This is a genomic window from Sphingopyxis sp. (genome assembly GCF_965279755.1).
Classification (GTDB): domain Bacteria; phylum Pseudomonadota; class Alphaproteobacteria; order Sphingomonadales; family Sphingomonadaceae; genus Sphingopyxis.
Genome location: NZ_OZ257261.1, coordinates 3,611,392 through 3,624,369, shown reverse-complemented (window position 1 = coordinate 3,624,369; position 12,978 = coordinate 3,611,392). Strand labels below are relative to the sequence as shown.

Here is a 12,978-nt window from a genome sequence, read left to right as displayed (position 1 = left end):
TCAGTGGGTTTCCGCGATGGCCTTTACGCCCTGAAGCTTCAGCGCGACGGCGGTCAGGACGATGGTCAGGATGATGAGGAGAGTGGAGGCGGCATTGACCTCCGGCGTCACCGAGAAGCGGAGCATCGAATAGACCTTCACGGGGAAGGTGATCGTGTCGGGGCCGCTGGTGAAATAGGTGATGACGAAATCGTCCAGGCTGAGCGTGAAGGACAGCAAGGCCCCGGCGACGAGCGCGGGCTTCATGTGCGGGATCAGCACGTCGCGAAACATCTGCCATTCGCCCGCACCCAGATCCTTGGCCGCTTCCTCCTGCTCGCGGTTGAAGTTGGCGAGGCGCGAACGCACCACCATGGTGACGAAGGGGAAGCAGAAGGTGATGTGCGCGATGGTGATCGCGCCGAGGTTGAACGGCCAGACGAGATCGGTCGGCCACTGCACCTTTGCGAAGAACATCAGGAAGGCGACGCCCATGCAGATTTCGGGAACGATGATCGGCAGCGAGATCGTCCCGTCGACCGCGCCCTTGAAGGGGAAGCGGAAACGCCAGAGCATCACCGCCGAAATGGCGCCGAGGATCAGGCTGATGAGCGTCGCGAGCGCGGCAATGGTCAGCGAGTTGATCAGCGCCTCGACGAGCACGTCGTTGTTCAGCGCTTTGTCGTAATATTTGAGCGTGAAACCGCGCCAGACGACGTTGCGCTTGCTGTCGTTGAAGCTGAAGATCATCAGGACGATCAGCGGCGCATAGAGAAAGATCATCACCGCGCCGACCCAGAGCCGCATCCACAGGGTGCGACTATATTCGAGGGGCGCAATCGGCGTACGGCGGAAGAGCGCCATCAGGGAATCTCCGGCACTTTGCGGCGCATCGATTGCAGCGCGATCAGGATGAACATCGCATAGATGAGCAGGAAGGACAGCGCGGCGCCAAAGGGCCAGTCGTTCGCTTTCTTGAACTGACGCTCGATGACGTTGGCGATCATCTGGCTGTCGGTGCCGCCCATCAGGTCGGGGGTGAGATAGGCGCCGAGCGCGGGGATCAGCGTGATCATCACCCCGGCGACGATACCCGGCGCCGCAAGCGGCACGACGATCCGCATGATCGTGCGGAAATGGCCGGCGCCAAGGTCGAGGCTGGCCTCGATCAGGCTGCGGTCGAGCCGGTCGAGCGCCGCGTAGAGCGGCAGGACCATGAAGGGCAGGTGGACGTAGACGAGCCCGAAGACGACCGCGAAATTATTGAAGAGGAGCTGCGCGGGCTCCCATGTCGGAAGCGGCTGCAGCCCGATGAGCGTCTTGACCCAGCTTGTACCGCCCCACAACGCTTCGAGCCCCTTGTTGGCATAACCCTGCTGCCCGAGGATGATCATCAGCGCATAGGTGCGGACGAGCAGGTTGGTCCAGAAGGGAAGCATGATGCCGAGCAGCAGCCACGGCCGCCATTTCTCGCTCGCGAAGGTGATCGCCATCGCGACCGGAAAGCCGACGATCAGGCAGATCAGCGTGACGAGCGCAGCGACCGCGAAACTCTTTCCGAAGATGCTGAGATAGAGATATTCGGTCGCGCGCTTGTAGTTGTCGAGCGTGCCTGAAAAGTCGATCCCGGTGTCACCGACTTTGGTACTGAAACTATAGCCCCAGACGATCGCCATCGGAACGACGAAGAAGAGCAACGTCCAAAGCAAGGTCGGCAGCGAAACCGCCGCAAAGACCCGCTTGTTCGTTTTCCAGTCCTGCTCGGCCACCCCCCGATGCCCCCTTCGAAAAACCTACGACGCCCGCACCTTGGTGAAGGCTTCCTCATAGAGCGGCTGAAGCTTCTCGTTGAACTTCGCATATTCGCATTTCGCGAGAATATCCGCCGGCGGGAAGATCACGGGATTATTCTTGTAGCTCTCGGGCATCAGCGCCTTCGCGGCGGCGTTCGGGGTCGGATAGAGGATCGTTTCGGTGATCTTCTTGTCGACTTCGCCGTCGAGCATATAGTTGATGAAGGCGTGGGCATTCTTCGGGTGCGGCGCGCCCTTCGGGATGCACAGCGTGTCCGAATTAAGCTGGCTGCCTTCCTTCGGCACGATGAAGTCGAGATCGTCGTCCTCTGTCATCGCCTGCGCGATGTCGCCATTATATTCGAGCACGACATCGACATCGCCCTTGAGCAAAAGATCCTGCCCGTCATCCTCGTGGAACTTCTTCACATAGGGCTTTTGCTTGATCATCATCGCCGAGATGGTCTCGATGTCCGCGGGCGTCAGCGAATTGACCGACTTGCCCAGATATTTGCCGTAGAGGCGGAACATGTCACCGGCTTCGGACAGCCATGCGATACGGTCCTTATATTCGGGACTGTCGAACAACACTTTCCAGCTGTCGGGCTTCACCTTCACCTTCGATTTGCGATAGCCGATGCCGAGGACGAGCCAGGTATAGGGCATCGAGAATTTACGGCCCGGGTCGTAATCCACGTTCATGAAGCTCGGGTCGATATTTTTGATATTCGGGATTTGTGCATGGTCGAGCGGCTGGAGCATGTCGGCGCGCGCCATGCGTTCGACGAAGTCGTTCGACGGCACGATCACGTCATAGCCGGGGTTGCCCGCCTTGAACTTCGCGAACAAAGTGTCGTTGCTGTCGAAAAGGTCCATCGTGACCTCGACCCCGGTCGCACCCTTGAAATCATCGAGCGTGGTCTCCCCGATATAGGTGTCCCAGTTATAGAAATTGAGCTTGGCTTCCTCGCCGTTCGCGAGCTTCTTGCCGCCTTCCTTGCTGCAGGCGGCGAGGCCCCCGAAACTGATCCCGACTGCTGCCACCCCAAGGGCCTGCAAGAGTGAGCGACGACCCCGGTTGTGTTTCAGCAGTTCGTTCAGATCCATGGCTGGCCTCCCTGTTTTGTGCCTTCAAGCTGACTCAATAATGTCATGTTGGGAAGAGGCTTTTTTGCACTGCACCAACAATTTTTGAAACTTTCATGCGTTGCGCAGGTACCAGTCGTAATCGAGTGTCGGAACGACCCCGAAATAGCGATCCTGCTCGACGCGCTTCACGATGGTGAACATGTCGACGAAACGCTCCCCCAGATAGTCGCGCATGAAGGCCGAACCATGGAAGCGGTCGACCGCGGCGAACCAGTTCGAGGGCGGCTTGTCATCGCCCGAACTGTCGCGGTCATAGCCATTGCCGACGACCGCGGCGCCGGGGTCGGCCTTGCTCTTCATGCCGTGATGCATCCCGGCGAGGACCGCGGCGACAGCGAGATAGGGGTTGGCGTCGGCGCCGCATGCCCGATGTTCGACGTGGCGGCTCGGCGGCGGGCCGGCGGGAATGCGGAACGACACGGTGCGGTTGTTGACGCCCCAGGTCGGCGCGACGGGGGCGTAGCTGTTTGCCTTGAAGCGGCGATAGCTGTTCGCATGCGGCGCGAAGAGCGCGAAGGCGTCGCCGACGGTGCCGATCATCCCGCCGATGGCGTGGCGGAGCGCCGGGGTGCCCTCGGGATCCTCGCTCGCGAAGATGTTCGCACCCTTGTCGTCGTTGATCGACACATGGATGTGCATGCCGCTGCCCGCCTGTTCGGCAAAGGGCTTGGCCATGAAGGTCGCTTCGAGGCCCTGTTGCTGGGCGATTGCTTTGACGAGGCGCTTGTACATAATCGCATCGTCGCAGGCGCGCAGCGTGTCAGGCTTGTAGCACAATGTCAGCTCGAATTGACCCGGCGCGAATTCGGAGATCGCGCTTTCGAGCGGCAGGCCCTGCACTTCGGTGGCGGCATAGAGCGCGTCGAAGAAGGGGCGAAAATCCTCCAGCTCGCGCAGGCCATAAACTTCGACGTTGCGCGGCGTGTCGCGGCTGTAGCCGGGGCGAGCGGGGCGGATGGCGCCGTCGCGGGCGCGGCGCGGGTCGACGAGATAGAATTCGAGTTCGACCGCAAGCGCCGGAGTCAGGCCGTCGGCAGTGAAGCGATCGATCACGCCGCCCAGCACATGCCGCGGATCAAGGTCGTGCGGGGTGCCGTCAAGCTCGTAGAAATCGACGAGGAATTGCGCGGCATTCTCGCCGCCCCACGGCGTGCGGACGAGCGTTCCGGGGATCGGCTTCATCGACCGGTCGGCGTCGCCATCTTCCCAGACGAGGCCGGTTTCGACCGTGTCCTGTCCGGTGATGTCGACGACGGTAATCGAGCCGGGGAACATGCGGCCGCTCTCGTAAACCGCCATTACTTCATGCTGGCGCAGCCGCTTGCCGCGCGGGACGCCGCCAAAGTCGGTATAGATCATCTCGATCGAATCGACGTCGGGGTTCGCCTTGAAAAACGCCTCCGCTTCCGAACGCGGCGCGATCACGCCCGATGACTTCGACATGGCCCCTCTACTCCTTCAATGCATTCACGCAGTCGGCGAAAGCGCCGACGAGCCGGTCGATCTGATCGTCGCCGGTGACCGGGCTCACCAACATCATATTGTGGAACGGCGCCAGCAAAATCCCGCGGTTCGCGAGGAAGAGCTGGATCGCGGCTTCGAGCTCGGGATGCGTCGCCGCCTTCGCCTCGCCGCCGTTCAGCGGCGGTTTCGGGCAGGTCAGAAACTCGACGCGCGCGCCGACCTGCATGACGTGCCACTCGAGATCGGCGTCAGCGATTTCCGCCTCCAGCCCGGCGACGAGCCGAACGGCGCCGCGAAGCATATGGTCGTAAGCGGCCGGGGTGATGACGTCGGACAGCATTGCGTCCATCGCCGTGATCGCGAGGGCATTCGCCGAAAGCGTCGTGCCGATCCCGCTGTGACCCGGAGGGCGCGACCGGTTGAGCGCCGCCATGCGGTCCGCGACCTCGGCGCTCAAGCCATAGACCGCGCACGGGACGCCGCCGCCGATCGACTTGCCGATGACCATCAAGTCGGGCGTAGGGCCATGGGTGACGCCGTGGCCGCCATAGCCAGACGAGATGGTGTGGGTTTCGTCAAACACCAGCAAGGTGTCCGTCTCGTCGCAGAGCCGTCGCAGCGTCTGAAGAAAGCCCGGCGCGTCGCGGACCATGCCCACGTTGGTCATCACCGGCTCGGCGAGGACGCAGGCGATGTCGCCGCCGTGCAACGCTGAAGCAAGGGCTTCCTCGTCGTTGAACTCGATCACCGTCGTGGTCTCGCGAAGGTCGTGAACCTGCCCGATCAGGCTGGCGCGCATCGCTGGCGCGCCAGCCTTCAGGTCGACGAAGGCGTCGTCGACCGCGCCGTGATAGGCGCCGTTGAAGGTCAGGACCTTCGGCCGTCCGCTGATCCCGCGGCACCAGCGGATGACGGCACGGTTAGCCTCGCTGGCAGTGGTCGTGACCTGCCATTGCGGCAGCCCGAACATCGATGCGAGGCGTTCGGACAAGGCCGCGCCGCGCTCGGTTGGCAGCATATAGCTCAGCCCTTCACCCACCTGCTTCGCCAGCGCGGCGGCAAGAGCGGGCGGCGAATGGCCGAACAGGCTCGCCGTGTCGCCAAGGCAGAAATCGTCGTAGCGCTGCCCGTCGATGCTGGTCAGCGTTGCATCCTTTGCCGAGGTGGCGACGATCGGCATCGGGCTTGGCCAGTCCTTCATCCAGTGGAACGGCACCGACTGGAACCAGCCCGTCGCGGCGGCATGATGCGCGAAAGCGCGCGGGTTGGCGGCGCGAAAGCGATCGGCTTCGCGCGCTGCCACGCGGGCAATGGCGGCCTCGGTGATCATCCGAGCTTGTCCTTCATCGCATAATAAAGCAGCCCCAGGGTCGCGAGCGGCCGGCGCAGCCATTTGCCGCCGGGGAAGGGCCGCGACGGCAGGCCCGCGAGGATGTCGAAGCGCTCGACGGTTCCCGCCATCGCCTCAGCGATCAGCTCGCCCGCGAGCGTCGTGACCAGCGCGCCATGTCCCGAAAAACCGTGAGCGAAGAATATATTCCCGCGCCGTCCGATATGCGGCAGCCGGTTCATCGTCACCGCGACCGCGCCGCCCCAGCCATAGTCGATCTTTGCATCGGCGATTTGCGGAAAGACCTCTGCCATGAAGGGGCGCACGAATGCCGCGATGTCGCGCGGCGGGGTCTGCGAATAGCGCTCGCCGCCGCCAAAGATCAGGCGCTTGTCGGCCGAGAGGCGGAAATAGTTGAGGACGAAGCGGCTGTCGGCGACGGCGGCGTCGGTCGGCAGCAGCGTATCGGCGTTCGCGAGAGGCGCCGTCGCGATATTATAGTTCATGATCGGAACGGTGTAGCGGCCGAGGTCGGGTTCGATTTCGCCGATCCAACTGTCGGTGGCATTGATGACATAGCGAGCTTCAATGATGTCCTGTGTTGTGAACAGCCCGCTCGACCCGTCGCTTAAGTCTACAATTCTTTCGACGCGTTCATCCTCTAGGATGCACACCCCCATCGCCTCCGCCGCTTTCGCTAGACCGATGGCATAATTAAGCGGATGGAAATGCCCGCCCTGTGGGTCATGGATGCCGCCATGATAGAGCGGGCTGGCGATATGCGCCGCCATGTCCGCCTTTGCGATGACATCGCTCGCATAGCCGAAGCGCGTGTCGAGATAGTCGGCCTCGCGCTTCATCGCGTCGAAATCGCCGGGCGTCCACGCCGCCTCCAGATGACCGGCCTTCAGATCGCAATCGATGCCGTGCTTTTCGATCCGCGCCTTCACGCGATTGTCGCGCCAGCAAAGGTCGAACAGTGCATCGGCGCGTTCGCTACCGAACTCTTCTTCCAGCTCCGACGCTGTCCAGCGTAGACCGGGGATGAGCTGACCGCCGTTGCGTCCCGACGCGCCGAAGCCGATGCTGGCGGCTTCGACGAGGATTACCGAAAATCCGCGTTCGGCGCAGGCGAGCGCGGCAGAAAGGCCAGTGAAGCCGCCGCCTATGACGGCGACGTCGCATTCCAGATCGCCTTCGAACGCGCGCGGTCGCCACGGGTGAGCGGTCGCGGCATAGTAGCTGTTGGCGAGCGGGTCGGTCATGGCTGCGTTGCGGGTCAGACGCGCATCAGCAGATGTTCACGCTCCCAGCTCGACACCACCGACTGGTAATTGAAGAGCTCATAATCTTTCACAGCGAAGAAGATTTCGAAGAAGTCGTCGCCGAGCAGATTGCGGACCTTCTTGCACGAACTGAAGCGGTCGAGAGCGGCCTCCAGGGTACGGGGCAGGGTGCGCGCGCGGTTGTAGGCGCTGCCGGTGATCGACTTCGCGGGCACCATGCGGTCGACGACGCCGATATAGCCGCAGATCAGCGACGCCGCGATCGCCAGATAGGGATTGCTGTCGGCACCGGGCAGGCGGTTCTCCACGCGCCGGTTCGCCTTGTCCGAGATCGGCACGCGGAACCCGCACGAGCGATTGTCCTCGCCCCACTGGACGTTGATCGGGGCCGCGCTGTCGGGGCGCATGCGGCGAAAGCTGTTTACATTGGGCGCCCACAGCGGCGAGATTTGCGGCATATATCGGACGAGGCCTGCGATATAGCTGCGGAACATCGCGCTATCGCGGCCATTCGCGGTCGAGAACAGATTCTTGCCCGTTGCGGCGTCGACCACCGACTGGTGGATATGCATCGCGCTTCCCGGTTGACCCGCCATCGGGTTCGCCATGAAGGTCGCATAGACATTGTGCTGCTTCGCCACGTTGCGCACGACGCGCTTGAACAGGAACACCTCGTCGGCGAGCCGCAGCGGATCGCCATGCTCGAAATTCACCTCGAGCTGCGCGGCGCCCATTTCGTGGATCATCGTGTCGATATCGAGCCCCATCAGCTCGCAATCGTCATAGATATGATCGATGATATCCTCATATTCGTTCATCGCTTCCAGCCCGTAGGGCTGGCTTGCGGTTTCGCTGCGCCCCGACTGGCCGACCGGCGGGGTCAGCGGGAAATCGGGGTCGGCGTTCTGCGATACGAGATAGAATTCGACCTCGGGCGCGATGATCGGTTTCCAGCCCTTTTCGGCATAGAGGCCGAGCACCTTTTTCAGGATGGTGCGCGGCGCAATATCGACCTCGGTGCCGTCGCCATTATAGGCATCGGCAATCACGAAGGCGGTGGGCGAGGTGAAGCCCGGAGCGACGCAGATCGTGCTGGGGTCGGCGATCAGTATCTTGTCGGGATCCTTGTCCCAGATGTCGTCGATATCCTCGGGGTAATGGCCGTCGATCGTACAGATGAAGACGCTGCCCGGAATGCGCAGCGACTTGTCCTTCACCGAAGACAGGAACTTCTTCGCCGGAAGCACCTTGCCGCGTTGAACCCCGTTGATGTCGGGGACGATACATTCGACTTCGTCGATCTTATTTTCGCTGATCCATTGTTCCAGATTGACTGACATGAGCCCCCGAGTGGGCCGAGGAGCCGGCCCGTTTGTGGAGGGCCAGCGTATCGTGAAGTTTGACCGAGCGCCAGAGGGGGCAGCTCTTCGGCCGGTTTTTGCATCAAACCATGCCGAATTCTTCGCTTGAGCAAATGCCCGTTGTCATTGCGCGCCAAGCGAAGCAATCTCCGGTCTTCAGCGTTGCCGGTATTGGCGAGGCCGCGCAGTGACGAACCTGAAGGAGATGGTGATGAGGGGCGAGAACGACCAGATGGCGGCTTTCTGGATGCCCTTTACGTCCAACCGTTCGTACAAGGCGCACCCGCGCCAGCTCGTCTCGGCGAGCGGGATGCATTACCAGTCCAGTGACGGCCGGCAGATCCTTGACGGCACCGCGGGCCTCTGGTGCAGCAATGCCGGCCATTGCCGGCCCGAGATTACCGAGGCTATCGCGAAGGCTGCGGGCACGCTGGATTTCGCGCCGACCTTTCAGCTCGGCCACCCGCTACCGTTCGAATTGGCGCAGCGGCTTGCGGCATTGATGCCCGAGGGACTCGACCGTATTTTCTTCACCAACAGCGGTTCGGAATCGGTCGATACCGCGCTGAAGATCGCGCTCGCGATCCAGCGCGCGAAGGGGCAGGGGACGCGCACCCGCCTGCTCGGCCGCGAACGCGGCTATCACGGCACCGGCTTCGGCGGCATCAGCGTCGGCGGGCTTGTGAACAACCGCCGCGCTTTCGGGGGCGGGCTGCCCGGCGTCGACCATCTGCGCCACACGCACGACCTCGGCCGCAACGCCTTCACGCGCGGCTTTCCGCAGCATGGCGCCGAACTGGCCGACGACCTCCAGCGGCTCGTCGACCTGCACGGTGCCGAAACGATCGCGGCGGTGATCGTCGAGCCGATGGCGGGATCGACCGGGGTGCTCATCCCGCCGGTCGGCTATCTCCAGCGCCTGCGCGACATTTGCGACAAGCATGGTATCATCCTGATCTTCGACGAGGTGATTACCGCGTTCGGCCGTGTCGGTGCGGCGACGGCGTCGGAGGCGTGGGGGGTGACCCCCGACATCATCACGATGGCCAAGGGGCTGACCAACGCCGCGGTGCCGATGGGCGCGGTGGCGGTGAAGCGCGAGCTGCACGACGCGGTGATCGATAGCGTGGCGGGCGGGATCGAACTGTTCCACGGCTATACCTATTCGGGGCATCCGCTCGCGAGCGCGGCCGGACTCGCGACGCTCGACCTTTATGCGCGCGACGGGCTGTTCGACCGCGCGAACGACCTGTCGGCCTATTGGGAAGAGGCCGCGCACAGCCTGAAGGACCGGCGGCATGTCATCGACATTCGCACGATTGGTCTCGTGGCGGGTATCGAACTCGAACCGCGCGCCGGCGCACCGACCGCGCGCGCGATGGAATTGTTCCACGCCTGTTTCGACAATGGGCTGCTCGTTCGCGCGACCGGCGACATTATCGCGCTGTCGCCGCCGCTGATCGTCGAAAAGGGCCAGATCGACGAGATGTTCGGCAAGATTGCCGATCTGCTCGCGGCGATCGACTGACGCTGCCGCATATTTGCCACGACTCGCGGAGGGATCGGGGGCGCTGTTCCGAAACGGGACAAGCAAAATATGGTCAGTATAGCGAAAATGCATTAGAGGGCGGCAGCGCCAATTTCGGCGAATCCCCCTAATTAACAGGTTGTTACATTGACTTTCGCTCTCCGTTCTTTCGCTTCCACGGCCGTGGTTGCGATGTCGCTGGCTGCCTTGCCCGTGCTCGCCCAGTCGGCTTCGCCGATCACCGGCATTGACGCGCTCAAGGAATGGAATCTTGTCGTTCTCGGCAATCTGGAATCCTCGTCGGAAGTCGAGGGGCGGACCTTCGTCGGCGGGAATCTGACCGGGAATTCGTCTAACTACAACATCCGTGGGGGTACGCCCTCGACGAACGGACAGCCGGGCCTGACGGTCGTCGGCGACGTCACCGGCGGGCACAAGAATCTGAACAATGGATCGGGTGCGGTTGTCGGCGGGAATGTCAGCAGCGGCTTTAACCTCAACGGTTCGCCGCAGACGGTGAAGGTCGGCGGGACGATCAGCAACACCAACGTCAATCAGAACACCGTCGTCTCGAACCTCGGCACGACCAACCCGGCCTTTACCGTCCAGCTTCAGCAGCAGAAGACGCAGCTTGCCGACAGCATGGGCAGCCTGTCGTTCAGCATGGGCACGCTGACCTCGAACAGCCAGCTCAGCATCCAGGGCAACAAGGGCGTCTTTACGGCCCAGCCGAATGCGCAGGGGCTCGCGGTGTTCAACATTACCGCCGCCGATCTCGACAAGATCGGCGAGATCCAGTTCAACCTGAATGGCGCCGACACCGCGATCGTCAATGTCAGCGGTCGGGTGATCAACCTCAACGACAATTTCCTTGGCGGTACGAACAATCTTGGCGAGCACGTCATCTGGAATTTCCCCGATGCCGAACAGCTGACGCTGACCACGGCATGGGGCGGATCGGTGCTCGCGCCGCTCGCCGATGCCGAGACGCGCAATTATATTCAGGGCTCGGGCGTGTTCGGCAATCTGAAGCAGAATGGCGAAATGCACGTCGGTACATACGCCGGCACCTACACCCCGCCGTCGACCGGCGGCTCCTCGTCGGGTGGATCATCCGGCGGCGGATCGAGCTCGGGCGGAAGTGACCCCGTGCCGGTGCCCGAACCGGGCATGGTCGGCCTTTTCGGGCTGGGCGTCGCAGGACTGCTCTATCTTCGCCGTCGCCGTGCCAAAAACGGTGACGAATAAGCGCTAGGCGTCGCCGCCGAGCGGGAAGGACACCGACACTCGGGTGCCCTTGCCCTGTTCGCTTTCGATGTCGAGCTGTCCCTGATGGCGCTCGCTGATATGCTTAACGATTGCGAGGCCTAGGCCGGTACCGCCGACCGAGCGGCTGCGCGCTTCATCGACGCGATAGAAGCGCTCGGTCAAACGGGGCAGGTGGTCCGCGGCGATGCCGTCGCCTTCATCGGACACCGACAGGCGCACGCGTTTGCCCTCGCGGGCAAGCTCGACCGTGACGGGCGTTCCGGGGCGGCCATATTTCATCGCGTTCGAGACGATATTGTGGGCGAGCTGACCGAGTTGCGCCTCGTCGCCGAGCATCGGCTGGCGGGCGTCGTCGATCGTCGTGACGATATCCATCGGCCGCGCGTCCTCGCTGTCGCGAAGCTGGGCGACGGTATTCCGGACGATCGCGGCGAGATCGACCGGAGTCGTCGGGCGCCGGAAGCGGTCGGCCTCGACACGCGAGATCGACAGCAGATCGATGACGAGCTGCTGCATCCGCCGCGCTTCGCGATCGATAATCGACAGGAAGCGGTTGCGGGTCGGCAGGTCGGCGTCGCCGTTCATATCCTGCAGCGTTTCGACATAGCCGAGGATCGCCGCGAGCGGGGTGCGCAACTCGTGGCTGGCATTGGCGACGAAATCCGACCGCATCCGGTCGGCCGCGTCGATCGCTGAGCGGTCGGACAGGAAGATGATCCGGTCGCCGCCCGACAGCGCCGCGATACGCATCGTCCAGCGCTGACCCGGCCGAGGAAAATCGACGAGGTTCAACGTCTCGATCGGTCCGTCGTCGTGCAACTGCGACAGCCATTCGGTCGCGGCGGGGTGGCGGATCGCGGTGCGAATGTCGGCGCCGACGATGTGGCGGCCGAGCAGCCGGACGGCGGCATCATTGGCGATGGTCACGATATTGTCGGCGGTACCGATCAGCGGCTCGCGCTCCTGATCGACCCATAGCGCGAAATCCGGATGGCGGAGCAGGGACGGCGTTGCGGTGGTCGCGGCAAGCGAGTCTGCTGATGCTGGCAAGGGGCCCACGGGCGCGGCCGCGCTGTAGACCGTAGCGGCGCCGACGATTCCGGCAATCGCGAGGATAGCGATCGACAGCGCATCGCCGCCGGCGAGGGCCGCGAAGATGATCGCGATGACGATCAGCGTCAGCGCAACGGCAAGACTCGACAGGCGATCGAACATCGCTTGAGCGGGTCGCACGAAGCGACGTCCCGGCGCAAGGCCGTTCGCGGCGATTAGCATTTTTCCTGTCGATGTCTCAAAGCGGGATGGTTGAACATCCCTCGACGTCTTTGCTTTTCCTCACCGCTTCATTGGGTTATGCGCGAGGGATGGAAAATAGCGACATTCCCGCCGAAAACGGCCTCGCCGACGATGAAGCCGCGCCCTCGCGGCGCCGGATGCTGGCGCTCGGCGCCGTCGGCGTCTCGGCCGCGCTGACGATCCGCCCGGCGTTCGCGCAGACCGCCGTGTCGGTGATGAACTGCCAGATCCCGGTTCCCGGCCCGTCGGGCGCGGGGCAATATATCGACGCGGCGGGCAAGCTGGTTCCGGCCGGCACCAAGGGCGCATTTCCGGGCTCTCCGCGGCCGTTTACAGGGGAAGAGGTAAAGCGCGCGTTCAAGGGTCAGATGCTGCCCGGCACGACTTCCAATCAGTCGCAGGCCTATTTGCAGTACATCCGGAACTTGCGGGCAGGGCAGAGCGGCTTTACCTGTTTCGCATCGATTCAGATGCCGCGCTGATCATCGCTCCCCCGATCTGCGATGCGCGTCATCGCAGACAA

The 12,978-nt window shown here is 63.1% G+C and carries 11 protein-coding genes; 3 read left to right on the top strand and 8 right to left on the bottom strand.

Features of this window, described 5'->3' with window-relative positions; genetic code table 11:
* The 7 genes from ACQY80_RS17895 to ACQY80_RS17865 all read right to left on the bottom strand — a co-directional run bounded on the left by ACQY80_RS17895 (nucleotide 1) and on the right by ACQY80_RS17865 (nucleotide 8,341).
* Nucleotides 1-843, bottom strand: a complete 843-nt coding sequence (locus tag ACQY80_RS17895; protein ID WP_428682299.1) for an ABC transporter permease — start codon at nucleotides 841-843, stop codon at nucleotides 1-3.
* Entirely contained in the window at nucleotides 843-1,748 is a 906-nt protein-coding gene (locus ACQY80_RS17890) for an ABC transporter permease (protein WP_428682297.1), read from the bottom strand. Before ACQY80_RS17890 ends, ACQY80_RS17895 begins: the two co-directional genes overlap by 1 nt.
* 24 nt (nucleotides 1,749-1,772) lie before the next feature.
* Entirely contained in the window at nucleotides 1,773-2,879 is a 1,107-nt protein-coding gene (locus tag ACQY80_RS17885; protein ID WP_428682295.1) for an ABC transporter substrate-binding protein, read from the bottom strand.
* A gap of 93 nt (nucleotides 2,880-2,972) precedes the next feature.
* Nucleotides 2,973-4,364 carry a glutamine synthetase family protein gene (locus ACQY80_RS17880; protein WP_428682293.1) on the bottom strand — a complete coding sequence of 464 codons (1,392 nt, stop codon included), beginning with the start codon at nucleotides 4,362-4,364 and terminating at the stop codon, nucleotides 2,973-2,975.
* Nucleotides 4,365-4,371: 7 nt separating this feature from the next.
* Nucleotides 4,372-5,715, bottom strand: a complete 1,344-nt coding sequence (locus tag ACQY80_RS17875; protein WP_428682291.1) for an aspartate aminotransferase family protein — start codon at nucleotides 5,713-5,715, stop codon at nucleotides 4,372-4,374.
* Nucleotides 5,712-6,980, bottom strand: a complete 1,269-nt coding sequence (locus ACQY80_RS17870) for an NAD(P)/FAD-dependent oxidoreductase (protein ID WP_428682289.1) — start codon at nucleotides 6,978-6,980, stop codon at nucleotides 5,712-5,714. Before ACQY80_RS17870 ends, ACQY80_RS17875 begins: the two co-directional genes overlap by 4 nt.
* A gap of 14 nt (nucleotides 6,981-6,994) precedes the next feature.
* Entirely contained in the window at nucleotides 6,995-8,341 is a 1,347-nt protein-coding gene (locus ACQY80_RS17865) for a glutamine synthetase family protein (RefSeq protein ID WP_428682287.1), read from the bottom strand.
* A gap of 226 nt (nucleotides 8,342-8,567) precedes the next feature.
* Between ACQY80_RS17865 and ACQY80_RS17860 the strand changes: the two genes are divergently transcribed.
* Both ACQY80_RS17860 and ACQY80_RS17855 read left to right on the top strand, forming a co-directional pair.
* Entirely contained in the window at nucleotides 8,568-9,890 is a 1,323-nt protein-coding gene (locus ACQY80_RS17860) for an aspartate aminotransferase family protein (protein ID WP_428685931.1), read from the top strand.
* 192 nt (nucleotides 9,891-10,082) lie between these two features.
* Nucleotides 10,083-11,138 carry a choice-of-anchor A family protein gene (locus ACQY80_RS17855; RefSeq protein WP_428682285.1) on the top strand — a complete coding sequence of 352 codons (1,056 nt, stop codon included), beginning with the start codon at nucleotides 10,083-10,085 and terminating at the stop codon, nucleotides 11,136-11,138.
* A gap of 3 nt (nucleotides 11,139-11,141) precedes the next feature.
* Here ACQY80_RS17855 and ACQY80_RS17850 read toward each other — a convergent pair whose 3' ends face one another.
* Nucleotides 11,142-12,392 carry an ATP-binding protein gene (locus ACQY80_RS17850; RefSeq protein ID WP_428682283.1) on the bottom strand — a complete coding sequence of 417 codons (1,251 nt, stop codon included), beginning with the start codon at nucleotides 12,390-12,392 and terminating at the stop codon, nucleotides 11,142-11,144.
* Between the two features lie 131 nt (nucleotides 12,393-12,523).
* On the opposite strand from ACQY80_RS17850, the gene ACQY80_RS17845 reads away from it, so the two are divergent.
* Nucleotides 12,524-12,937, top strand: a complete 414-nt coding sequence (locus ACQY80_RS17845) for a hypothetical protein (protein ID WP_428682281.1) — start codon at nucleotides 12,524-12,526, stop codon at nucleotides 12,935-12,937.
* Nucleotides 12,938-12,978 lie beyond the last annotated feature (41 nt).